A 23,121-nucleotide genomic window follows, 5' to 3' on the forward strand; every position below is an offset into this window, starting at 1 on the left:
TTTGAAAAGGACGGATTGCTTCGCTTTGCTCGCAATGACAGCCATAAAACCATTTACCGCACCTCAAACCCGTCGAAGCCCTGAATCGGGCCGGAAGTAGCTTCTACCTTATCGACGCGGGCCAGCGGTGGGCCCTTATGACACCAGGTTTCCAGCGCGTCCAGCGCCTCGGCGGGGCCTTCCGCTTCGATGGTGACGGTACCATCGGGGTTGTTGCAAGCGTAGCCGCTGAGGCCCAGGCGGCGGGCTTCGTGCTGGGTGCTTTGGCGAAAGAACACGCCCTGCACGCGGCCGTGCACGTGCAGGGTACGGTGGTGGATCTGGCTCATGGGGCGCAAATAAAGGAGGAACCTATGAATGCACCTACTGCCCCTCCTGCAGCCCGGCTCGGCCCTCCTGCGCAACGTCGTGGACTTCCTGTTCGCTGGCGCGAGGCTTCAACAGCTGGGCGCGAGCCTTCCAAGCGCAGGCGCGACCCTCCTAAAGCTATCCGCGAGCCTTCTACACGTCAGCGCGAGTAGCTGAAAGGGTTCCGCGAGCATATGAAACCCGTCCGCGTGCGTATGAAACCCGTTCGCGGGCATTTTCATCCCTTCCGGGCACTCCAACCGGGGCCTGAGAGGCAGATGGGCAGGTGTCTGTAGATGCCGCCAGAACTCGGAACGACGGGCTAGCCTTCCCGCTGGCGCACGGCTTCGAAGGTGAGAATGGCGGTGGCGGTGCTGACGTTGAGCGAGTCGATGGCGCCGCGCATGGGAATGATGATGGTCTGGTCGCAGGCCTGCATCAGCTCGGGGGTCAGGCCATCGGCCTCGGTGCCCATCACCAGGGCCGTGGAGCCGCGAAAGTCGCAAGACGTGTAAGCCACCGCCTGCTCCGTGAGGGCAGCAGCGTAGGTGCGGATGCCACGGAGGCGGCACCAGGAAAGCAGGGCCTCGCGGGTAGTGGCCACGGTGGGCACCGTGAACGAGCAGCCGATGGAGCTACGGATGGCATTGGGGTTAAACAAATCGGTGCGCGGGTCGCAGACGATGACGGCGGTGGCCCGCGCCGCGTCGGCGGTGCGTAGGATGGCGCCCAGGTTGCCGGGCTTTTCCACGGCTTCCAGCACCAGCAGCAGCGGGGCGGCGGGCAGTTGCAGGTCGTCGAGGCTCAGCTGGGGCGGGCGGGCCAGGGCCAGCACCCCGTCGGACCCTTCGCGGTAGGCTACTTTCTCAAACACGGCTTTCGACACCGGAAACCACTCGGTGCCCCCATCGGCAAACAACTCCCGCAATTGGGCCTGCCGCTCAGGGCCGGCCAGCTCGGGGCATACAAACACGGCCGGCACGGCTACGCCCGCGCCGCGGGCAATGGTGAGTTCCCGCAGCCCTTCAATAATGGTGAGGCCCTGCGCCCGCCGCTCCGAGGACTTCTGCTGCAGCCGGAGCAGGTTTTTGATGCGCGGGTTCTGGGGAGAAGTGATGGGGTCGGGAAGGAAAGCCATGGGCAACGCGGGAAAGTCAGCCGCGAAGATACGCCCCAACCCGCGCGGCCGACGCCGGGGCCTACCGCAGCTTGCGCCGAAACCCGTAGGTTTGCAGTCTATGCGCCTGAACCTTAACACCAAAATTCTGCTCGGCTTTGGCATTGCGCTGGGCGTGCTGCTGCTCACCACCGGCGTGGCCTACTTCAGCAACCAGCGCCTATCCTACTACACCCGGCAGGTGCAGCACACCTACCAGGTGCTGCAGGCCACCTCCGACCTGCGCACCAACCTGCGCGACGCCCAGGGCAGTGTGCGTAACTACCTGCTGCTGAACGACACCACCTACCTGCCCCAGTTTGACCTGGCCGAGCAGGACATGAACCGGCAGTTTAACATTCTGCGCGACCTTACCCGCGATAACCCCCGCCAGCAGCAGCGCCTGGACACGCTGCGCCAGGCCCTTAACAACGACACCCGCGACCTGCGGATGTGGACCGACCGCAACGCCTCGGCCCCCACGGCCCGCGTGATGATCAGCCGCAACCAGGAGCGGCTGGAAATTATCCGGGGAATGATCAACCGCATCAAACAAGCCGAAGACAGCCTGCTGGCAGAGCGGGACCGGAACCAGGATTTCTACGCTCAAACCACGCCCATTGCCCTGCTGATTTCGGCCGTGCTTACCTTGTTTATCGTGGGGTGGCTGGTGAGCCGCATCTGGCAGGAGCTGGCCGCCAACGCCGCCCTGCAGCAGGAGCTGCAGGAGGTGAACGAGCAGGTGGCCCAACGTATCGGCATTATCGAGCACCTGGCCGAGCAGGTGGTGCTGGGCGACTACTCGGTGAAGATAAAGGACGAGGAGCGCGACAACCTGGGCCGCCTGGCCAGCTCCCTCAACCGCATGACGCGCCAGCTTTCCGAAACCTTCGGGGCCCTGGAAAACCGCAACAAGGAGCTCGACCAGTTTGCCTACGTGGCCTCCCACGACCTGAAAGCGCCCCTGCGCGGGGTAACGACGGTGGTGAAGTGGATTGAGGACGAGCTGTCGGGGGAGCTGTCGGACAAGATGCGCCAGTACCTGGACATGATGAAAGGCCGCCTCTCGCGCCTCGAAGACCTCATCAACGGGCTGCTGGCCTACGCCCGCATCGGGCGCACCGAGCAGAAGCTGGAGCCGGTGGACGTGGCCGCCCTCCTCGACGAGGTAACCGACATGGTTGTGCCGCCCGATTTCCACGTGCGCCTGCCCGATACGCTGCCTTCCGCGCTGGTAGCCGACCGCCTCAGCCTGCAGCAGGTGTTTACCAACCTCATCGGCAACGCCGTGAAGTACCACCACCGGGGCGGTGGCACCATCACCATCGGCTGCCGGGAGCAGAAAAAATTCTACGAGTTTTCGGTGGCCGACAACGGCCCGGGAATTGCCCCGGAATATCACCAGAAAATCTTCCTGATGTTTCAGACATTGCGCGACCGGCACACGGCCGAAAGCACCGGTATCGGACTCAGCATCGTGAAGAAAATAATTGACGAACAGAAAGGCAGTATTTGGGTGAAATCGGCGGCCGGAGAAGGTGCAGCCTTTATCTTTACGTGGCCCAAGCAGGCGCTGCCGGCCCGATCCGACGCGCCAGCCCTGGCGTCCTAATCCCCCTTGCTCGCTCCCCCATGTCCGACCGTTCCGTTTTGCTCGTGGAAGATGATTTCTTTGACACGATGACCGTGCAGAAATCCTTCGAGAAGTTCAGTATTCCGCACAAGCTCCATACCGCCTTCAATGGCCTGGAGGCCCTGGATATGCTGTTGGGCCGCAACGGCGTGGAGGCCATCAACCCGCTGCCCGAGGTGATTCTGCTGGATCTGAACATGCCCAAGATGAATGGGCACGAGTTTCTGGCCGAACGCGAAAACCACCCGGCCCTGGCCCAGATTCCGGTATTCGTCATCACTACGTCCTCTATGGATGTGGACCGCCTCAGCGCCCAGAATCTGGGCGTGGCCGGCTACATTATCAAGCCCCTGGATTTTGAAACCAGCCACGACCTGGTGGATAGCATGAGTTTGCTGGAAACCCTGCTGAAGTAGCTCTGGCCTACCTCACTCGCTGTGCAAAGCGGGAGAAACCATCGGTTTCTCCCGCTTTTTCGTTTACTAGCACCCAGAAGCAGCCACTGAATGCAAAGCGGCGCAACCTTGGGACGAATTTTCTTCTCCTCTTTCTGGTTTTAGTCTTGAATCTGCCGGCCGGCTGGCGGGCAGCTGTACTCTCTGCTTTTCTTCCTATGCACGTTCGTTTGATGCTTTCCCTGGCGCTGCTGACTGTGGGCGCCGCCACCCGTGGCCTGGCCCAGGACGGCCCGCGCCAGCTCAACTCCCAACCCACCCTGCCCGACTCGGTGCGGCAGGCGCAAACCGCGGCGCCGGCCCGCGCTACCGAGCCTACTCCGCAAACGCCCGCCGTGGCCGAGCAGGTGCCCGGCGCCCGCCCGGCCCAGCCCGGGGCCCTGCCACCCTCCACCCAGCCCACGCGCTTTCGGGTGGGCCTGAAAACGGGGCAGGAGCTGAAAGCCTACGAGGTAGAAACCAAGCAGCCCCTGCTGGGCCGCAACTACCTGCTGCTGGACGGGCAGCAGCGGCTGGAGCTGGATGCCATCCGCTACTACGAGGATGAAACCGGCTTTTACGTGCGCACCAACCTGCCCGGCTCCTCCCGCGAAACCACCCTGCGCCGCGACCGGACGGGCCGCATTGCCTTATACTCCATCACCCGCACGCAGTACAACAACACCGGTGGTAGCCCCTTCGGCTACGGGCGCTACGGCTACGGGGGGTACGGCGGCTACCCTTACGGCGGCGGCTACCGCACCGTCAAGACGGAATACTTCAGCAAAGACAACGGCCCGGTGCAGGACCTGAACCTACGTAACCTGAGCGTGGCCACCGTCGACAACGCCGGGGCCCGGGGTCTGCTCGACCAGGCCCGCCGCTCCCGCAGGGCCATTACGCTCAGTTACATTGGCGCGGGTGGTTTGATGGCGGCCGGGCTGCTGTCGTCGCTGCAAGGAACCAGCCAGAGCATTTCACCGCTGGTGTATGCCGCGCCGGTGCTACTGGTGGTGCCGCTGGTACTGCAAGGCAAGCAGCAGCAGAAAATCAAGCAGGCCATTGCCCTCTACAACACCCAATAGACCACGGAGCGTCTTTTGAATAAAGCGAGCGGAGTGCAGAAGGAAGAGTTGACGGCCAATCAACTTTCCCTTCTGCACTCTTCTCGCTTTTTACGTAGGGAGCAGGGTGAACACCTCCCCCGACTCTCCTGTTGATGACTTTGCGGCCCGTCAGACCAAAGCCCTGCTGGTGCACGAGCGGCTGTGTGCCGAGTACGGAGCGCCGTTCCGGTTTTTCAGCGTCAAGGACCCGCTCAGTGAGCTTATCAGCGCCCTGCTTTCGCACCGCACCCGCAACCAGGATTCGCACCGCGCCTACCAGCAGCTACGGGCCCGCTTCTCTTCCTGGGACGCCGTGCGCGACGCGCCTACGGCCGAGGTGCAGGAGGCCATCAGCGCCTGCACCTGGCCCGAGCAGAAAGCCCCGCGAATTCAGCACGTGCTGCGTGAGGTGAGCCAGCGCTGCGGCGGCCCCTGCGACCTGGCTTTTCTGGCTGAAATGCCCATTCCGGCCGCGCGGGCTTGGCTGGAGCAGCTGCCCGGCGTGGGGCCTAAAACCAGCGCCGCTACTTTGCTCTTTAGCTCCTTGCGCCTCCCGGCCATGCCCGTCGATAGTCACCATCACCGCGTGGCGCAGCGCCTGGCCCTCATCGGCCCGAAGGTGGACGAAAAGCTGGCCCACAAGCTGCTGGCCGAGCTCCTTCCCCCCGATTGGGATGCCCAGCAGGTGTATGACCACCACGAGGCACTCATGTTTCATGGCCAGAAATGCTGCTACTTTCATACGCCTGCCTGCGGCCGTTGCGTGGTACTCAACCTGTGCCCGTTCGGGCAGGCTCGGGTAGCAGGCGACAGGGAGAAGCCAAGCAGCCATTAACGCGCAATCTTTCATCGACCAGATTTCCCTCCTCTGCTTCTGGCGTATCTGCTTACCTTTCCAACCTCACGCACTCACCCCATAACCTATGAAACCTACTTACGGACTTCCCGCGCTGCTTTCCTTTTTCATTCCGGGCCTGGGTCAGCTGATCAAGGGCCAGTTTCTGAAAGCCTTTCTGATCTGGGCGCTAGGCGGCGCGGTAGGCTTCCTACTGGCCTGGACGTTCGTGGTGCCTTTCGTTATCTGGGCCTGGAACGTGTACGACGCCTACAACGACCCGGCTTAACGGTGGCCGTCCTGCACCTGAAGGCCAAGCCCAACGCCCGCCAAAACGAGCTGCTGGTGGCGGCCGATGGCGCTGTAACCGTGCGCCTGCACGCTCCGGCGCAGGACGGCAAGGCCAACGCCTGCCTGCTGGCTTTCCTGGCGGAAGTGTTCGGGCAGCCCAAATCGAGCCTGACGCTGCTGGCCGGCCATACCGCACCCTTCAAAAAAGTAGAGTTGGCTGGCTTGTCGCAAGAGGATTTACTTGCCATGCTGGCCCCTCATCAGAAATAGTGCGTAGTACTTAAGCAAAGCAGATACCCACCAAGCACAAGGCACTAACAACCCAAACTACATGACGTTTCCCACGTGGATGATGGCCGGATTCTGGGGCCTGGTATCGGGCTCCGCCCTATTGATTGGGGCAGCCATCGGCTATTTTTTCCGGGTGCCGCAGCGCGTGGTAGCGTCCATTATGGCTTTTGGCAGCGGGGTGCTCATTTCCACGCTTTCTCTGGAGCTGATGGAGGATGCGTACACCAAGGGCGGCTTTTACTCGGCGGCCGTAGGCTTTCTGGGTGGCGCGGGCGGCTACACGCTGGCCAACTGGCTGCTGGCCCGCTACGGCGCCAAGCACCGCAAACGCTCCGGTCCCCAGCAGGCAACTGAGCGCCAGGAAGTGAAAACCGGGGCCACCGAAGGCAATGCTCCCGGCGACGACAATGGCATGGCCCTGGCCGTGGGCGCCCTGCTGGACGGCATTCCTGAGAGTATCGTAATTGGGCTGAGCTTGCTGGCCGGGGGCGCGGTGAGTACGGTGGCCGTGGTAGCCATTTTTCTTTCCAACCTGCCCGAGGGCCTAAGTAGCGCTGCCGGCATGAAGAAAGCCGGCCGCCCAGCCCGCTACGTGCTGCTGCTTTGGGCCGGCATTGCCTTGGTTTCGGGGGTGGCCTCGCTGGTAGGCTTCACGGTGTTCAGCCACTTTCCGCCCTACATAGTGGCCGCTACCACCGCCGTGGCTGCCGGGGCCGTGCTAGCCATGATTGCCGATACCATGATTCCCGAGGCCTTCGAGGTGGCCCACAACTTCACCGGCCTGATTACGGTGCTGGGCTTCCTGGTATCGTTCTACTTGAGCAAGATGGGCGAGTAAACCTGCTGCTGGTTGCTAGCTTTACCGACAAACCAAACGCCCCGCGGCTATTACCAGCCGCGGGGAGTTTACCGTCAGATTCCCCCCTACTAACACTGCGCTTCTTCCGGGTAAAGCGCAGCCCGTTTCGGTCAGACGGTTTCTGGTTCCAGCAGGGCGCGCCGGTACGTTTTCTCGAACTCTTCGTCGATGTGGTAAGTGGATTCCTCGTGCTGGCTCAGGTCGAGGCCCAGCTCTTCTTCGTGGTCTTTCACGCGCAGGGCAAAGAAGCGGCCGGTAAGCTTGAGCAGCAGCCAGGAGCCCACGAAGGAGTACGTTACCACAATCAGCAGGCCCAAGAGGTGGTAGCCAAACGTGGTGAAGGTGCCGTGGATAAGGCCCACTTTATCGGCAAAAACACCCGTCAGCAGCATCCCCACGATGCCGCCCAGGCCGTGGCAGGGAAACACGTCGAGCGTGTCGTCGATGGTCGTGCGCTTGTTTTGCCAGTGCACGGCCGCGTGGCTTACCAGCGCCCCAATCACCCCAAACAGCACGCTTTGCCCATAGGTAACGTAGCCGGCGGCCGGCGTAATGGCCACCAATCCAACCACCGCGCCGGTGCAGGCGCCCACGGCCGTGGGCTTGGTGCCCCGGGCTATTTCTACCAGCAGCCAGGCAATTAGGGCCGAAGCCGAAGCCAGGTTGGTGTTCACAAATGATTGGGCCGCCAGCTCGTTGGCACCCAGAGCCGAGCCGGCATTGAAGCCAAACCAGCCAAACCACAGCAGGCCCGTACCCAGCATTACGTAAGGTACATTAGGCGTCGAGAAGGAAGTGTTGCGCAGGTGCGTTTTGCGCCGGCCCAGCACCATAGCGCCGGCCAGCGAGGCAATACCGGCCGAAATATGCACCACGGTGCCGCCGGCGAAGTCGAGCACGCCCCACTGGCGCAGGAAGCCCTCGGGGTGCCAGGTCCAGTGGGCCAGCGGGCAGTAGATGAACAGGCAGAACAGCACCATGAAGGCCAGGTAGCCCTTAAACCGTACCCGCTCGGCAAACGAGCCGGTAATCAGGGCCGGGGTGATGATGGCAAACTTCAGCTGAAACGCGAAGTAGAGTACGAACGGAATAGTGGCCGCAAACGCCGGATTGGGTGCCGTGCCTACGTTGCGCAGCATGGCAAACGTAAGTGGATTGCCAATGAGCCCGTGCCAGGAGTCGCCATACGCCAGCGAGAAGCCTACGAAGTAGAACACGATAGTGATGATACCCAGGGCCACGAAGCTTTGCAGCATGGTGCTGATAACGTTTTTGGGCCGCACCATCCCGCCGTAGAAGAACGACAGGCCCGGCGTCATAATCAGCACGAAAGCCGTGGCGGTGAGCATCCAGGCCATATCGGCGCCGTTGAGGGAGCCGGCGGCTGCGGCAGGGTGCGGCACTTCGATGAAAGCAGCGGCCAGAGCAGCCAGAAACAGGCCCAGCAGCAGCAGCCGGGACAACGACAAGCGGGAAGAAGTAGTGAGGCTCATATAATGCAGCGGTTTACCCCTGTTAGTTTTGATGCTCCAATCTAGAAATGCATGGCACATTTCCAAAATCAGCCTTTCTTTTCTCTACGATTTCCAAGGATATATGCCCTATTTTTCCAAATACCCTTCAATTTTGACAGGCTATTCACTCAGAGCACTATTTTACCCTAAAAGTGAGTAGCTAGCTAAAAAGTGGTCTGTTGCGAACGGAGTGAGTAGCTTGCCTCCTGACTTACTTATCGACTAGCTATGGCCGCGCCGCTTAACCACGCTGACCTGCAACCCCTGCTCGACGCCCTGTCGTTTTCGCCCGACAACGTGCCCCTGCGCCGCCACGTAGCTGCCCTGCTGCACCAAGCCGGCCGCCTGCCCGAAGCCGAAGAACACTACCGCACCGGCCTGCGCCAGGCCCCCGACGATGAGGAGCTGCAGCTGGGGCTGGCCGAAACTTATGCCGCCCTGCAGAAAACCTCGGCGGCGTTAGTGGTGCTGGAGGAGCTGCTGCGCACCCACCCCGACCACGCCCGCGCCCACCTGCTGCACGCCCGTCTGCTGGCCCGCGCTGGTGGCCCGCCCGACGAGGCCCGCGCCGCTTACCAGCACGCGCTGCAGCTCGACGGCAGCCTGCGCGACGCTGACCTCGACGAGCAGCTGGGCTTACGGCCGGCCGCGCAGACGGCCAGCGGTGGCCCGGCCGAGTATTCGGCCAGCGTATCCGCGGCGGGACTGGATGAGCGGGCCCTGTTTGCGGGCCTGGAGAAGCCTCAGATCAACTTCTCCGACGTGGGCGGCATGGACGCTGTGAAGGAGGAAATCCGCCTGAAAATCATTCATCCGCTGCAGTTCCCCGACCTCTACAAAGCCTATGGCAAGGCGGCTGGCGGCGGACTGCTGCTGTATGGCCCGCCCGGCTGCGGCAAAACCCACCTGGCCCGCGCCACGGCCGGCGAGGTGCAGGCCTCGTTTATCCACGTGGGCATCAGCGACATTCTCGATATGTGGATGGGCCAGAGCGAGAAAAAGCTCCACGAACTGTTTGAGCTGGCCCGCATGCAGGCGCCCTGCGTGCTGTTTTTTGATGAGGTAGACGCCCTGGCTGCCAACCGCCACGACCTGCGACAGAGTGCCGGCCGCACCCTAATCAACCAGTTTCTGGAAGAGCTGGACGGAGCCCGCAGCTCCAACGACGGCGTGCTGATTCTGGCCGCCACCAACGCCCCCTGGCACCTCGACCCTGCCTTCCGCCGCCCCGGCCGCTTCGACCGGATTGTGCTGGTGACGCCGCCCGACGAGCCGGCCCGCGTGGCCATTCTGGATGTGCAGCTGCGCGGCAAGCCCGTGGCCGACAATCTGAACCTGGCTTCCGTGGCTAGCCAGACGGCCGGCTTCTCGGGTGCTGACCTGAAAGCCGTAGTGGATACGGCCGTGGAAAGCTGCCTGCGCGAGTCGATGAAGGCAGGCAAGGCACTGCCGGTGCAGCAAAGCAGCCTGACGGCGGCCGCCAAACAGGTGCGGCCCAGCACCAAGGAGTGGTTTGCCACGGCCAAAAACTACGCGCTCTACTCCAACGAAGGCGGCACCTACGACGACATCCTGACCTACCTGGGCATCAAGAAGTAGCCGCTAATGAACCCCTCCCAAGACCTCAGCCGCGTGCAGCTGCTGCTCCAGCACAAGCGCCCCCAGGATGCCGAGCAGGAAGCACGCCGGTTGCTGCATCAAGACCCCGAAAACGGCTACCTGCAATGCCTGCTGGCCCTGGCTTTGATGGAGCAGGCCCGGCTGTCGGAAGCTCAGGCAGCTGCTCAGCATGCCATTCACCTGGCCCCCGAAAACAGCTTTGCCTTTTACGTACTCAGCGCCACGCTGCAGCGCCAGCACGAGCTGCCGCTGGCCCTGGAGGCTATTGAAGAGGCGCTGGCCCTCGACCCCAACGATGCCGACTATCATCACGTGCTGGGGTTGATCCGGTTTCAGCAGGGCCAACTGCACGGAGCGCTGCGGGCGGCCGAAGCTGGCCTAGCGGTCGACCCCACCCACGTCGACTGCCTGGGGCTGCGGGCGCGGTGCCTTTCCCGCCTAGGCCGGGGAACCGAAGCCTCCGCCGACCTCGACGAAGCCCTGCGCCAAAGCCCTACTGATGCCGGTACTCACGCCGACCTGGGCTGGGTGGCCCTGGAGCGCGGCCGGGCCAAAGACGCCGCCCGCCACTTCCAGGAAGCCCTACGCCTCAACCCCACCTCCGATTACGCCCGCGAAGGGTTGGTATCGTCCCTGAAGGCGCGGTTCTGGCTTTATAACTGGTTTTACCGCTTCATGGTCTGGACGCAGACACTAAGTCCGGGTGCGCGCCAGGGCTTGTTCATCGGCATGTTCGTGTTGTCGCGCTTTGTGCCGGTGCTGCTACCGCTGTACCTGGTGCTGGTGTACATGAGCTGGTTTGCCGAGCCTCTGTTCAACTCCCTGCTGCGCCTGAACCGCTACGGCCGCTTTGCCCTGAGCGAGGAAGACACGCGGTATTCCAACCAGTTTATGGGCCTGCTGCTCGGCGGATTGGCGCTGCTAGCGACCGGCCACTTCAGCTACCTGGCGCCCCTCACTACGGCCGGCATCGTGGGGCTGGGGCTGCTGTTTCCGCTGGTGGGCACCCAGCGCCAGTGGCACCCCAAGCGGCGGCAGCAGTCGAAGTGGTTTGGCTGGGGTCTGGCGGCTGTGGGGGCACTGGCAGTAGGCACTGAAGCCCTGGGGCTGCCGGGTAGCGGCCCGCTGTTCCTGGCCTTCCTGGGTGGCACGCTGGTGTACGTGTGGGTGATGGGTCTGCGCTCCAGTTAAGCTTATTCAGCTAACCAAATCAAAGACTATAGCCCTGGTTGAGTAGCTGGCTAGACTGCTGGCAAAAAACCTCGTTTCCAAGCTACGGAGGCAGTTTGTGAAAATAATTGTATAAAATTTTGTCATTCTCTTGCTGATTATCTTCTGAAGATTTCATACATTCAATTCTCTATGCTACTGCGGGGTATAGGCTGCGGCGCTGTTATCGGTGGCCGCGCCCAGCCCGCTCTATTATTGGCCGCTCGCCGGCGGCCGGTTGTGTTTTATCACTTAACCGTTTTCATCTATGGGTACTTCCCTGCTGATGTTGGCAGCCGTGGTTATTGGCTTGCTGTATCAGAATCTAGTTCAGCGTATTCGGGAGCTTAGCCGGCGCCTGCAGCAACGCGAAGATGAGCACCTTCATCTAGTCGTCACAGTAGAGCGGCTGCGCCAGGAGCTACAGCAAAGCCCCGCTCCTTCTCTACCACCAGTTGCGGCATCGGCCAAGCCCGCTCCGGCTTCACCGCCTACTGCCCAGGAGTGGTACCGGGCACCGGCGGCTGCCGAGCCGCCCGCCTTAGCTACTACGGCCGCTGCCACGCCGGCTCCGCTCCCGGTGTCTCCTACCCCGGAACCCACCCCAGCCGTGCTGTCCAAAGCATCAGGCCCCAGTGCAGATGGGGTAGCAAAGCCGCCGCTACCGGTAAGTTCTTCTCCGGCTACAACATCGCCAGCAACAGCCTCGCCTGAGGCTCCCAAAGCACTGCCCATTCCCGCAGTGGATAAGACTGCTCAATCGAGCCCGCCTCCTACGCTTCCTCCCCAGCCTCCTCGGCGCTCTATACCTACTCCTGCCATAGCGACGCCAGCGGAGCCTACCTGGTGGGACCGGACTGAACAGCTCCTGCTCGATAACTGGACGGGCATTCTGGGAGCCATAGTGCTGGTGATGGGCGTAGGCTTTCTGGGTGTGTATACGGCCTTGCGCGTAAGTGCTCCGGTACGTTTCGGAATGATAACGGCATTTGCGGCCGCGCTGCTGGGGCTGCACTACTATCTACGCCCCAAGCCGTTTGCGGCGCAGCTGCACGTATGGCTGCAAAGCAGTGCCGCGGCGGTTTTTCTGTTTGCCTGCGTAGGGGCGGTGAGCGTACCGGGACTGCAGTGGGCCGGGCCACCGTGGAGCTACCTGCTGCTGCTGGCCGGCGTGGCGGCCAACCTGTGGCTGGCCTGGGATGCCAGCCGGGAAGCCGTGGCTACGCTGCACGGCGTGTTGAGCTTAGTAGCCCTAGCCGTACTGCCAGATTCCCTGCTCACGCTGGCAGCGGCGGCGGGTGTCACGACCTTCAGTATTGGCATCACGTACCGGCAGCGCTGGAAATATCAGCTGCTGCTGAGTATTATCAGCTTTTTCGCCTTTCATCAGTATTGGCATCATTCCCTGCCCGAAGCTCCCTTGAGCAACTCGCTCCGCCTGGGAGCTATGGGCTTGACGCTGCTGGTGGGCGTGGCGGCCGCGTTTGTGCAGTACCGCAAGGTGTACGCCAACAGCCGTTTTGATGCCCTGCTGTTTGCGGCGCACGTGCTGAACTGGACGTGTCTGGGCATCAACCTATACCAATACAGCACCGGCTCTCCCTGGAAAACAATACCGTTGGGCTTAGGCGCGCTGCTCACCTTTGGAGTGGCCCGCCGGGCCCGGGTGCTGGGCATTGCCTGGCTTTTCCGCACCGATAGTATCATTTCCCTCGCGTTGGCTTTGTTTACAGCGTTTTCCCTACAAGGCTGGCACGCGTCGGGGAGCCTCATTCTGGTATTTATGCTGCTGGAAACGTTGCTTGTAGCCTTCATAATGGCGCGCGAGCGGGAAACCCTGGTCTTCCAGGTGGCGTCAGCTGGCGCGTTGCTGGCCTCGGGCAGCCTGCTGCTGCTTAACCTCATCCAGCTGGGCACCTATCCGGCCGTGGAGCTGCACCGCAACGCCTTTCTGCTACTGCTGACTGGCTTGCTGGGAGCAGGCTATTACCAGCTTATTCAGCAGCAAACGACGGACGACGAAAACCAGCCCGCAGCTCAGCAGCTGTACCGAAGCTTTGGCGGAATGGTGAGCGCGCTCTATGGTGGGGCCGCCGCCCTGCTGCTACGGGGATTGTTTGGCTTGCCCGAGCCTGCCGTTTTCAGCCTGACCTCCAGCGCTCTGGCAGCGGCGGGTGCCGTATTTGGGGTAGCCTGGTGGTTGCGCAGTACGCCGGGCTGGTTTCGCACGCTGCACCTGCTCGGTGGCCAGCTACTGCTAACTGTATCCGTGCTTGGGCTGCATAAGGCGGGACTGAGCTGGCCGGCTACGGCTACCATCCTGTACCTGGAAACCTTGCTTCTGGCGGGGGCACTGGGCCGGGTAGGCGAGCGGGTAGCCTACCGAACTCTGCTAGGGGCTGCGTTGCTTAGTGGCGGCTGGCTGCTACTAGCTGCTACCCAAGCCTTTGAGCGCATGCCGCAGGCAGTGCTTTACCAGAATTTGCTATTGCTCCTGCTGGCGGGCATCAGTAGCTCCGTGCTGCTCACACTACCTACTCGCCTTATTCAACTTACGCAGCTGCTGGCTACACGCACCACGCAGCACTTGCACGCAACGCTGCAGGGCCTCACGGTACTGTTTTACCTGGCAGGCAGCTTCTTGCTAACCCACGCGCTGTTTAGTTGGACGCACCCGCCGGTGGCCGTCTTGCTTAGTGGCGCAACTGCGGCGGCCGGTGGGCTGTTTGCGTTGGCCTGGTGGCTGCGCGGTACACCCGGCTGGTTCCGGCCTGCCCACCTGTTGCTTGGGCAGTTGCTGTTGATGGTGGCCGTGCTGGGGTTGCACGAAGCCGGCCTGTCCTGGCCAGCTACCAGCACACTGCTGTACGCCGAAGTTTTGCTGATGACCTTGCTCCTGGCCTGGCGGGCTGAGTGGCCGGTATACCGCATATTGCTGTATCTGGCTTTGATAGTCGGCGCGGTGTTGCCCCTGCTCGTTTATCGTCAGGCTGAACTGACGGATACCGCGCGGGCCGGGCTGCTGGTAGCGGCTGCTCTGGCTTCACTGCTCACCCAAGTAGCTTTAATTCGGCGGGGAGCACCGGTGCATGACCAGGCTCCCTTGTCTTACAACCCGATTTACCGCTTGCGTCTGCTGAGCTTATTGGTGGGCCTTCAGGTGCTGGCCGCCGGTGGACTGGTGTATGGGCACACCTGGGCGGGCTGGGCGCTGGCAGCCATAGTAGGGGCACTGTTTGTGGTACGCCGCCTTGGCCAGGTGCCCGGCTTATGGGTAGGCTTGGTAGTAGCAACAGTAGGCTATCAGGCACTGCAGTGGAGCCAGGTGTTACCCATCAATCCAGTTTCTCAGCCGTGGTCGGTAGTGGGGTATCTGCTGCCGCTAATCGTGATGCCGGTAATTGGGGCTTTCTGCTCGTGGTGGGAAGGCCGCCAGCAGCATGTGCGCTGGCCCTGGATTTACCTGGGTGGGCTGCAGCTACTCCTGGCTACGTGGGTTTCGCTGGCCCCGCGTCACCAAGCCTTGCCGCTATTGGTATGGACGTTGCTGGCTGCCGGTGCCATCCTGGCAGCACAACTGGTGCGCCGACGGGCTTCAACCGCCCCAGCATTAACCCGGGCGGGCTTACCCGACCGGTTCTTCCTGCACCTGGCGTATTTACTTCTGGCAATCAGCCTGATTGGGCATTTCGATTTAGTGGTTACGCACTCTTCCGACAAGCTATTGGGAGTGGCCGCCCACCGCTTCACGGCCGGGGCTTTGCTGGTACTGCTTGGTGGTTGGGCCTGGCAGCGCCCCCCGGCCACGGGTCCCCAATACAACTCCTGGCGCTACCTGCATCCGCTGCTGCCGGAGCTCGGGCTGCTGTTCGGCTGCTTTACTGTCTGGCACGAAATACGGGTGGAGTGGCACTCCGTGCTGTGGCTGCTCGGCGGCTTTGCCCTCACGCTGGCCGGGCGCAAGTTGCCGTTGCGGCTGCGTCGCATTCACACGTACGGGCTGCTGTTCTATGGGGCGGCCGTGCTCTGGAGCAGCTATGTGGCCCTCACCTTACTGGCGCCGGGCCAGCTGCTTACTCTCGCGGGACTCACTACGCTGGCTACTACCATCGGGCTGTTCGCCTACGCAGCCGTGGCCCTGCCGCACTTTCCCAGCCGCCTAGCAGCTACCTGGCCCCGCCTACTCAAGCCGCTGGCAGCGCTGGGCCGAATGCCCGCCGCCATCATGATTCCAGTGCTCTTGTATCCGGCCTTTGGGGTGCTCACGCTGCTGCTGCTCCAAACTTTCGACCGTTCTATTCTCACGGTGCTGCTGATGCTGGAGGTGCTGGCAGCGTTTGTGAGTAGCCTGCTGCTTCGCCGCCAGGACCTGCGCTACGTGGCATTGGCGGGAACCGCACTCTGCTTTGGCCGGCTGCTACTCTTCGACCTACGTCAGCATGGCACTATCACTCGCGCCGTGGTCTTCATTCTGATGGGCATGCTGCTGCTAGGCATGAATGCCCTGTACGCCCGCTTCAAGAGCCGGTTTTCGCCACAGCCTTTGGATGATGAACCGGAGGAGGATACATCGGAGGAAAATTTAGCTGATTCGTTGGGCTAAAAGCTGGGGCCGGCAACAGGAAAAGCGTTTCCTGTTGCCGGCCCCGGTTGTTTTCGATTAAAATTTCCTGGTCACCTATTAGCAATCCGGGGTGAGTATGCCCGGTTCACAGCCCTACAATAGCGGCGCAGGTACCATTTACTACCTCCGCCATGCGGGGAAAGTCGAGGGTTTCGATGGTATCGGAAGCCAAGTGGTAATTCGGGTTGCGCAGGAAGGCGGTGTCGTTTATCATCAGGGCATCGTAGCCGTACTCCCAGTAGCTGCGGTGGTCGGAAAGACCTGCCAGGCCCATTTCCATGGGCAGATTGATGCGCTGCACGTCCAGCTTGGCGCTGGTTTGCATTAGCTTTTGCACTTGCCCGGTAAAAGCCTCCTGCCCGGTGCGGCCCACGACAATGATAAAGTTGCCGGTGCTGGGGTAAAGCGCCGCCAGCTGCGCATTCGGAAACTGCTGGGAGTTGGGCTCGTCGCGGAAATACCCAATCATTTCATAGCAGAGCATGGCCCGCACTTTCACCTGCGCATCGTGCAAAGACCTGGCGTGCACAGCGCTGCCCATATGCCGGGTGGCAAAATACGGGGGCTCCTCGTTGGCATACGCCACAAAGTCGACGCGGTAGCGCAGCTGGCCGGCCGACTGGTGCAGCAGGCGGGCGGTTTCGAGCAGACCGGCGACGGCGCTGGCGTTGTCGTCGGCGCCGGGCGTGTCGCCGCACACGTCGTAGTGCGCCCCCACGATAATGCGCGCGGCGTCGGGCGGGCCCAGGGACAAGATGATGTTGCGGTACTGGCGGCCATCGGCTTTGAAGGGCTGCTCCTCCACGCGCCCGCCCAGCTTTTCAAACTCGGCCCGGATATAGTCGGCGGCCTGGTTGAGCGAGGTCAGGTTGCGGTAGTTGCGGGCGGGCTGCAGGGAAGTCAGGAACTCGACGTGCGAGTAAAGGCGGCTCGTATCGGCGCGCATGGCGGTGGTTTGCATGGAAAGGTGGGAATTGGTAGGCGGGTTGCTTTGCCGGGCTCCGCCCGACTCGCAGGCCAGCACGGCCAGCGGCGCCAGCAGCAACCACGGGAAGCAACGGGAAAAGAAGGACATAGGCAGCAAACGGAATCGGGCAATGATAATACGAATCCTCCAAGGACATTGGTAGACTTCGTAGTACAAGCTGGTATCCGTTGAAGGCAACTGCCGCTTCTACTTTACCTTACGGCCCCGAACCTGCTGACGACCTATGGCGCTTCCGTACCACCGCATCATCGTAAAAATCGGCTCCAACGTCCTCACGCAGCCCGACGGCTCCCTTGATCTGGCCCGCATCCGCCACCTGGTGGAGCAGATTGCGGAGCTGAAAAAGCAGGGCAAGGAAGTTATTGTGGTGTCGTCGGGGGCGGTGGCCTCGGGACGCAGCCTGGTGCAGGTGCCGGAGAAGGCCGATGCCGTAACCAGCCGACAGGTGCTGGCCGCCGTGGGCCAGGTGAAGCTGCTGGCGACCTATGCCGAGCTGCTGGCCGAGCACGCGCTGCTGTGCGCCCAAGTGCTGGTAACCAAGGAAGACTTCCGCGACCGGCAGCACTACCTGAACATGCAGAACTGCTTTCGGGCCTTACTTCAGAACAACATCATTCCCATCGTGAATGAGAATGACGTTATTTCCGTCACGGAGCTGATGTTCACTGACAACGATGAGCTGGCCGGATTGGTGGCTACCATGCTTGATGCCGATGCCTTGCTGATCCTAAGCAACGTGGATGGGATTTTCAATGGCAACCCGCAGGACCCGGGCTCCGAGCTTATCCCGGAAATTACGCCCACTACCACCAGCTTTTCCTCGTTTGTGTCCACGCAACGCTCCCAGTTCGGGCGCGGCGGCATGATTACCAAGTGTCACATGGCCCACAAAGTGGCCCAGCTGGGCATTTCCGTGCACATTGCCAACGGCAAAACCGAAAACGTGCTGCCCCGCCTGCTGCGTCAGGAGGTGGTCAATACCCGCTTTCAGCCGAACAAAACTGCTTCCGGCAAGAAAAAGTGGATTGCCCATTCCGACCTGGCGGCCAAGGGCGCGGTGCTCATCAATGCCGGGGCGCGGGCCGCTTTGCTTGCGCCCAACAAGGCCACCAGCCTGCTCCCCGTGGGCGTGCTGGCCATCATGGGCACGTTTCAAAAAGGCGACATCATCCGCATTCTGGATGAAGTGGGTAAGCCCCTGGGCCTGGGCCTGGCCGAATACGGCGCCGACAAAGCCCTGGAGCGCCTCGGCCAGCAGCAGCAGAAACCCCTGGTCCACTACGATTACCTCTTTCTTTCGGCGGATATGAGTTAATGTGCTTCGCTAATGTGCTAAGGTGGTTGAATGTGCTGATGTGCTAATGCATTTGAGCTGTCGTGGCGAGGAGTTATGACATTCCGCACATCAAGCGGCGTCAATTCGTCCTGTACAACACCAGACTCGTTCTTTCCCCACTCAGCCAGATGCGGGTGGCGCACGTCGGGGGTTTGTCACGTCCCGAGGCTGGACACATTGCCCAGGATGGATGGCTTCGCGTTGCTCGCCATAACACAAACTCATTAGCACATCAGCACATTCAACCACCTTAGCACATTGCCAAAACACATTAGCGAAGCGAAGCACATTCACCCACATCAGCACATTAACAACTATGCAAGCCCTCTTCCAGGCCACGCAAGCAGCCAGCCGCCCACTCAGCCAGGTGCCGGCCGAAACCATTACGGCGCTATTGCTCGATCTGGCCGATGCCGCCGTGGCGGAAACCTCCTTCCTGCTGGCCGAAAATGCCCGGGACCTAGCCCTGATGCCGGCTGATGACCCCAAGTACGACCGGCTGCAGCTTACCGCCGCCCGCCTGGAGGCCATTGCCCAGGACATGCGCAACGTGGCGGCGCTGCCCTCGCCCCTGGGCGAAACCCTGCTGACCGAAGAGCGGCCTAATGGCTTGCAGATTACGAAAGTGCGGGTACCGCTGGGCGTGGTAGGCGTCATCTACGAAGCCCGCCCCAACGTGACCTTCGACGTAGCCGCGCTCTGTCTGAAAACCGGCAATGCCTGCCTGCTCAAGGGCGGCTCCGATGCGGCGTACTCCAACCAGGCTATTGGCCTCGTTATTCAACGTGTGCTGGCCCGCCACGGCCTGGCGGCCGCTACCGTCACGCTGCTCCCACCCGACCGTCAGGCCACCGAGGCGCTGCTCCAGGCAGTAGGCTACGTGGATGTACTGATTCCGCGCGGCAGCCAGTCGCTCATCGACTACGTGCGCCAGCACGCCCGGGTGCCGGTCATCGAAACCGGCGCGGGCATCGTGCATACCTACTTCGATGAAACCGCCGACCTGGCGAAAGGCCGCGCCATTATTGCCAACGCCAAAACCCGCCGCGTGAGCGTGTGCAACGCCCTCGACTGCCTGCTGATTCACGCCAGTCGGCTGGTAGATCTGCCCGCTCTCACCGCGCCGCTGGCCCAGACCGGCGTCACCATCTACGCCGATGCGCAGGCGTATCCGGCCTTGCGCGGGCTGTATCCGGCGGCGCTGCTGGAGCAGGCCCGGCCCGAGCATTTCGGCACCGAGTTTCTTTCGTTGAAGCTGGCCATCAAAACCGTTGACAACCTTGCTGAAGCCCTGACGCACATTGCCGCGCACAGCTCCCGTCACAGTGAAGCTATTATTTCGGAAGATGCCGCCCACATCGAGCGGTTCCTGAACGCGGTAGATGCGGCCGCCGTGTACGCCAATGCCTCCACTGCTTTCACCGACGGGGCGCAGTTTGGGCTGGGCGCCGAAATCGGCATCAGCACGCAGAAGCTGCATGCCCGCGGCCCCATGGGGCTGGCCGAGCTAACCAGCTACAAGTGGCTGGTGCGCGGCACCGGGCAGGTGCGAACTACGTAAGCAAGCCCATCAGCTCCCGCAGCAGCGCATGCCCCTGCGGCCACAAACCCAGCTCAGAGGCAGAGTTGATGTGGCCCAAGGCACCCACGTTCACCAGGCGGCTGCCCCAGGCCCCGGCAAACGCCTGCGCCCGCGTCAGGGTCACGTACTCGTCGTTGGTGCTGGCTGCTACGATGCTGGGGCAAGGCAGCGGGGCCAGCGGCATGGGCGCAAAGCCGGTGACTTCGGATGGGAAGTTGGGGCGGTCTACGTCGGCGGGAGCTACCAGCAGTGCCCCGGCCAGGCGGTGACGGGTAGTGCGGGCCCAGTGCGCTACCGTGGCGCAGCCCAGGCTGTGGGCTACCACCACCACGTCCGGCCCGGCCGCTGCCACGGCCCGGTCAAGCATTTGTACCCAGTCGTGGCAGGCGGGCTGGTCCCAGTTGTGCTGGTTTACGCGCGGGTAGCCGTAGTGCTGCTCCCACCGGCTTTGCCAGTGTGCGGGGCCCGAGTTTCCCAGGCCAGGAAGGAGCAGTACGGGGGATAAAGCAGGCATAAAGGCTACGATAAGCGGCGGCAAGGTAAGCGGCCCGTGGTATTCACTAAGCTTCCTCAGGCTTGTCCCATTACATTTTCGAGGTACTTCTGCCCGGAGCCGGTGTTCAACAGCAGCATCCGCTCGTGGCGACCAATCCAGCCGGCATCCACCAGCTTGCGGGCCGCCATCCACACGGCCGCTCCTTCGGGCGCCACAAACAAGCCTTCGTGCCGGGCCAGCTCGCGCATTCCCTCCAGCATTTCCTGGTCGTCAACCGGCACCACTGTTCCCCCGGACTCGCGCAGCACTTGCAGCATCAGGGCTTCGCCGAGGGGGCGCGGCACGGCCAGGCCGTTGGCAATGGTGGGCTGCCCCACGTACTGCTGGCTGTTGGCCTGCCGGCCCGTGTAGGTGGCCCACAGCGGCGCGCACGCCGCTGCCTGCACGGCTACCATGCGCGGCAGCCGCACCTGGGCGGGCAACCACCCCAGGGTCTGCATTTCGCGGAACGCTTTCCAGATGCCGATCAGGCCGGTACCCCCGCCGGCCGGGTACAATAGCACGTCGGGCAGCGCCCAGCGCAACTGCTCGGCCAGCTCATACCCCATCGTCTTCTTGCCTTCCAGCCTATAGGGCTCCTTCAGCGTGGAAACATCAAGCAGCTCGTGGGCATGGTTGAGCTCCCGCACCCGGGCGGCGCAGTCGTTGATAAGGCCATCAACCAGGTGTACTTCGGCTCCATACCAGTAGCATTCCTCCTTGAAGGCCTGGGGCGTATGGCGGGGCATTACGACCACGGCGCGCATCCCGGCCTTAGCACAATACGCAGCCATGGCTACTCCGGCGTTGCCGGCCGTGGGAATAATGCAGCCTTCTACGCCCAGTTCTTTGGCTTTGGAAATGGCCATGCTCAGGCCGCGGGCCTTGAATGAGCCGGTGGGGTTCTGCCCTTCGTCCTTGAGCAAAACCTCTGAAAGGCTGTAGCGGCGGGCCAGGCTGGTGAGGGGCAGCAGCGGCGTAAACCCTTCGCCCAGGCTTACCTGATTGGCCTCATCGAGCAAGGGCAGCAAACTGCGGTAGCGCCACATGCTGGGCTCGTGTACATCAATGGCGGCTTCGTGACTGAGGGGTGCCTGCAGCTGATAGGTTGCCAGCAGAGGCGCGGCGCAGCAGTCCGACAGGCGCTGTAAAATGGTAGCGGAGTAAGGCGTCCGGCACACCGAGCATTCCAGAGTTTGCAGGCGGCTGATGGCTTCGAGGGTGCTTTGCATGGGCATGGAAAATGAAACGCAAAGCTTCCGGTTCGGTATGCCGAACGCAAATGGCCATATGGAATAGGCTATGCCTGCAGGGAATAGTAGCGCCGGGCAAACTGCACGAATGTTTTGTAAGGCAGGTTGTTCTCGGTGCCTTTGCGCTGCACGAAATCGAAGTGCCGCACCATGTGCAGGCCCCGGACAGGCACCTCCCGCAGCTCGCCCGAAGCCAGCTCTTTCATGACGGCCTGCCGGGGCAGAAAGGCCAGGCAGGTATCCACCCGCACAAAGTTTTTCAGGGCCTCGGTGCCGCCCAGGCGCACCTTCACCGGCAGGTCCGTCAGCTTGATGTTCTGCTCGGCCAGAGCCTGCTCCAGCACCGCCAGGGTGCCCGAGCCCTGCTCCCGCAAAGCCAGCGGGGTATGGTACAGGTCCTGAGCTGCCAACTCCTCCGGCAGCCCGGCGTGGCGCGCCGAGCACACGGCCACTACCTCATCCGTGAGCAGGGGCGTGTACGTCACGTTGCTGACCTTGTGAATTCCTTCGATGATGCCCAGGTCGATTTCGTGCTCCAACAGGGCTTTGAGGATGTTTTCGCTGTTGCGGTTTTTAAGGGTGAGCTGGGTGCCCGGGTAGCGCTGCAGGTAGGCCGAGAGTACCGGCGGAATAACATACAGGGAAATGGTGGTGCTGGCTCCGATAACCATGCGCACCTGCGGACTGAAGCCCGGACTTACCTCAGCAAACTCCTGGTGCAGTTCGTGCTGGAGCTGCTTGGCCACCAACAGCTTCCGGTAAAGCAATTCCCCCGCGGGCGTCAAGGCCACGCTGTTGCCGAGACGCTCAAACAAGCCCGTTTTATAGTGCTCTTCCAGGGCTTTCACCTGCTTGCTCACGGCCGACTGACTCAGGAACAACGTCTGCCCGGCTTTGGTAAAGCTAAGCTGCCGGGCTACTTCCAGAAATACTTCGTGGGGATGGGAAAGCATGGCTGCAAGGTACTACTTGCCCGGAGCAGCGCCTGACCCTGCGGCGCCGGCTTCTCATTTCAGGCGGCAAAACCGCTTTCGTGGACTGTGCACTTGCCCAGGCTAAACAGCTTTCCCCTCTAAGTCACCCAATATGGGTGATAAGGCCCGCTCTACTCCCTCACTAAAAACACGTTATCTACGCTGTAAACGCAATTTTAGTGGCTTGCTCTGTGGCTGGCGGCAGGCTTGCCACATCATCATGTGGTTGTACTTAGCCAATAGTCGGTGGTAATATTGTGACGTAATCAACGCACTTCTTCGCTCCACACTTCTTCTCCATACGCTATGAAAACTTTCGTTTCCCTCCTCGTTGTTGCCCTGCTGGCCACTGCTCCTCTCTACACCACGCAGGCGGCCACGCCCGAAGCGGCTACGGCTTCTACTACCCTCGTGGCTAAGTTGCCGCTGCTGGGCAAGAAGACTATCGAAAAAAGCCGCATCCAGAAGCGTAAGCAGACGTTGCGCCGCCGCAAGCGCATGTTCAGCTTCTAAGCCATAGGACCTGGTTGGTG

General features: G+C 62.0%; 20 protein-coding genes. 13 read left to right on the forward strand and 7 right to left on the reverse strand.

Features of this window, described 5'->3' with window-relative positions; translation table 11 throughout:
• Window positions 1–53 precede the first annotated feature (53 nt).
• Window positions 54–329 carry an acylphosphatase gene (locus tag LRS06_RS05080; protein ID WP_257870485.1) on the reverse strand — a complete coding sequence of 92 codons (276 nt, stop codon included), beginning with the start codon at window positions 327–329 and terminating at the stop codon, window positions 54–56.
• 341 nt (window positions 330–670) lie between these two features.
• Window positions 671–1,486, reverse strand: a complete 816-nt coding sequence (locus tag LRS06_RS05085) for an RNA methyltransferase (RefSeq protein ID WP_257870486.1) — start codon at window positions 1,484–1,486, stop codon at window positions 671–673.
• A 100-nt stretch (window positions 1,487–1,586) separates the two neighbouring features.
• On the opposite strand from LRS06_RS05085, the gene LRS06_RS05090 reads away from it, so the two are divergent.
• From LRS06_RS05090 to LRS06_RS05120, 7 genes are all read left to right on the forward strand, one after another.
• The gene (locus LRS06_RS05090) at window positions 1,587–3,116 is read left to right on the forward strand and encodes an ATP-binding protein (RefSeq protein WP_257870487.1); all 1,530 of its coding nucleotides are present in this window, start codon (window positions 1,587–1,589) and stop codon (window positions 3,114–3,116) included.
• A 20-nt stretch (window positions 3,117–3,136) separates the two neighbouring features.
• Entirely contained in the window at window positions 3,137–3,553 is a 417-nt protein-coding gene (locus LRS06_RS05095) for a response regulator (protein WP_257870488.1), read from the forward strand.
• Window positions 3,554–3,750: 197 nt separating this feature from the next.
• Window positions 3,751–4,656: a hypothetical protein gene (locus tag LRS06_RS05100; protein ID WP_257870489.1), complete on the forward strand. Its 906-nt coding sequence runs from the start codon at window positions 3,751–3,753 to the stop codon at window positions 4,654–4,656.
• Window positions 4,657–4,762: 106 nt separating this feature from the next.
• Window positions 4,763–5,512, forward strand: a complete 750-nt coding sequence (gene nth / locus LRS06_RS05105) for an endonuclease III (protein WP_257870490.1) — start codon at window positions 4,763–4,765, stop codon at window positions 5,510–5,512.
• A gap of 88 nt (window positions 5,513–5,600) precedes the next feature.
• Window positions 5,601–5,801 carry a hypothetical protein gene (locus tag LRS06_RS05110; RefSeq protein ID WP_257870491.1) on the forward strand — a complete coding sequence of 67 codons (201 nt, stop codon included), beginning with the start codon at window positions 5,601–5,603 and terminating at the stop codon, window positions 5,799–5,801.
• A gap of 2 nt (window positions 5,802–5,803) precedes the next feature.
• The gene (locus LRS06_RS05115; RefSeq protein ID WP_257870492.1) at window positions 5,804–6,073 is read left to right on the forward strand and encodes a DUF167 domain-containing protein; all 270 of its coding nucleotides are present in this window, start codon (window positions 5,804–5,806) and stop codon (window positions 6,071–6,073) included.
• Window positions 6,074–6,134: 61 nt separating this feature from the next.
• Window positions 6,135–6,932 (forward strand): ZIP family metal transporter, encoded by a 798-nt coding sequence (locus LRS06_RS05120; RefSeq protein ID WP_257870493.1) that lies wholly within the window; start codon window positions 6,135–6,137, stop codon window positions 6,930–6,932.
• Between the two features lie 131 nt (window positions 6,933–7,063).
• Here the strand turns inward: LRS06_RS05120 and LRS06_RS05125 are convergent, their stop codons facing one another.
• A complete protein-coding gene (locus LRS06_RS05125) occupies window positions 7,064–8,446 on the reverse strand; it encodes an ammonium transporter (protein WP_257870494.1) in 1,383 nt (460 codons plus the stop codon).
• A 249-nt stretch (window positions 8,447–8,695) separates the two neighbouring features.
• On the opposite strand from LRS06_RS05125, the gene LRS06_RS05130 reads away from it, so the two are divergent.
• From LRS06_RS05130 to LRS06_RS05140, 3 genes are all read left to right on the forward strand, one after another.
• A complete protein-coding gene (locus LRS06_RS05130) occupies window positions 8,696–10,066 on the forward strand; it encodes a 26S protease regulatory subunit (protein ID WP_257870495.1) in 1,371 nt (456 codons plus the stop codon).
• Window positions 10,067–10,072: 6 nt separating this feature from the next.
• On the forward strand, window positions 10,073–11,278 hold the full coding sequence (locus LRS06_RS05135) for a tetratricopeptide repeat protein (RefSeq protein ID WP_257870496.1): 1,206 nt from the start codon (window positions 10,073–10,075) through the stop codon (window positions 11,276–11,278).
• A gap of 286 nt (window positions 11,279–11,564) precedes the next feature.
• Window positions 11,565–15,899 (forward strand): hypothetical protein, encoded by a 4,335-nt coding sequence (locus LRS06_RS05140; RefSeq protein WP_257870497.1) that lies wholly within the window; start codon window positions 11,565–11,567, stop codon window positions 15,897–15,899.
• A 106-nt stretch (window positions 15,900–16,005) separates the two neighbouring features.
• Here the strand turns inward: LRS06_RS05140 and LRS06_RS05145 are convergent, their stop codons facing one another.
• Window positions 16,006–16,995, reverse strand: a complete 990-nt coding sequence (locus tag LRS06_RS05145) for a M28 family peptidase (protein ID WP_257870498.1) — start codon at window positions 16,993–16,995, stop codon at window positions 16,006–16,008.
• A 136-nt stretch (window positions 16,996–17,131) separates the two neighbouring features.
• Here LRS06_RS05145 and proB point away from each other — a divergent pair, with 136 nt between their 5' ends.
• Together proB and LRS06_RS05155 are read left to right on the forward strand one after the other, a co-directional pair.
• The gene (gene proB / locus LRS06_RS05150; RefSeq protein WP_257870499.1) at window positions 17,132–18,223 is read left to right on the forward strand and encodes a glutamate 5-kinase; all 1,092 of its coding nucleotides are present in this window, start codon (window positions 17,132–17,134) and stop codon (window positions 18,221–18,223) included.
• A 337-nt stretch (window positions 18,224–18,560) separates the two neighbouring features.
• Window positions 18,561–19,805 (forward strand): glutamate-5-semialdehyde dehydrogenase, encoded by a 1,245-nt coding sequence (locus tag LRS06_RS05155; RefSeq protein WP_257870500.1) that lies wholly within the window; start codon window positions 18,561–18,563, stop codon window positions 19,803–19,805.
• Here the strand turns inward: LRS06_RS05155 and LRS06_RS05160 are convergent.
• From LRS06_RS05160 to LRS06_RS05170, 3 genes are all read right to left on the reverse strand, one after another.
• Window positions 19,798–20,340 (reverse strand): alpha/beta hydrolase, encoded by a 543-nt coding sequence (locus LRS06_RS05160; RefSeq protein WP_257870501.1) that lies wholly within the window; start codon window positions 20,338–20,340, stop codon window positions 19,798–19,800. The genes LRS06_RS05155 and LRS06_RS05160 overlap by 8 nt on opposite strands.
• A 56-nt stretch (window positions 20,341–20,396) precedes the next feature.
• A complete protein-coding gene (locus LRS06_RS05165; protein WP_257870502.1) occupies window positions 20,397–21,593 on the reverse strand; it encodes a threonine synthase in 1,197 nt (398 codons plus the stop codon).
• Between the two features lie 68 nt (window positions 21,594–21,661).
• Window positions 21,662–22,567: a LysR substrate-binding domain-containing protein gene (locus LRS06_RS05170; protein ID WP_257870503.1), complete on the reverse strand. Its 906-nt coding sequence runs from the start codon at window positions 22,565–22,567 to the stop codon at window positions 21,662–21,664.
• A gap of 327 nt (window positions 22,568–22,894) precedes the next feature.
• Between LRS06_RS05170 and LRS06_RS05175 the strand changes: the two genes are divergently transcribed.
• Entirely contained in the window at window positions 22,895–23,101 is a 207-nt protein-coding gene (locus LRS06_RS05175; RefSeq protein WP_257870504.1) for a hypothetical protein, read from the forward strand.
• Window positions 23,102–23,121: the final 20 nt, after the last annotated feature.

It is taken from the genome of Hymenobacter sp. J193 (genome assembly GCF_024700075.1).
Taxonomy (GTDB): Bacteria; Bacteroidota; Bacteroidia; order Cytophagales; family Hymenobacteraceae; genus Hymenobacter.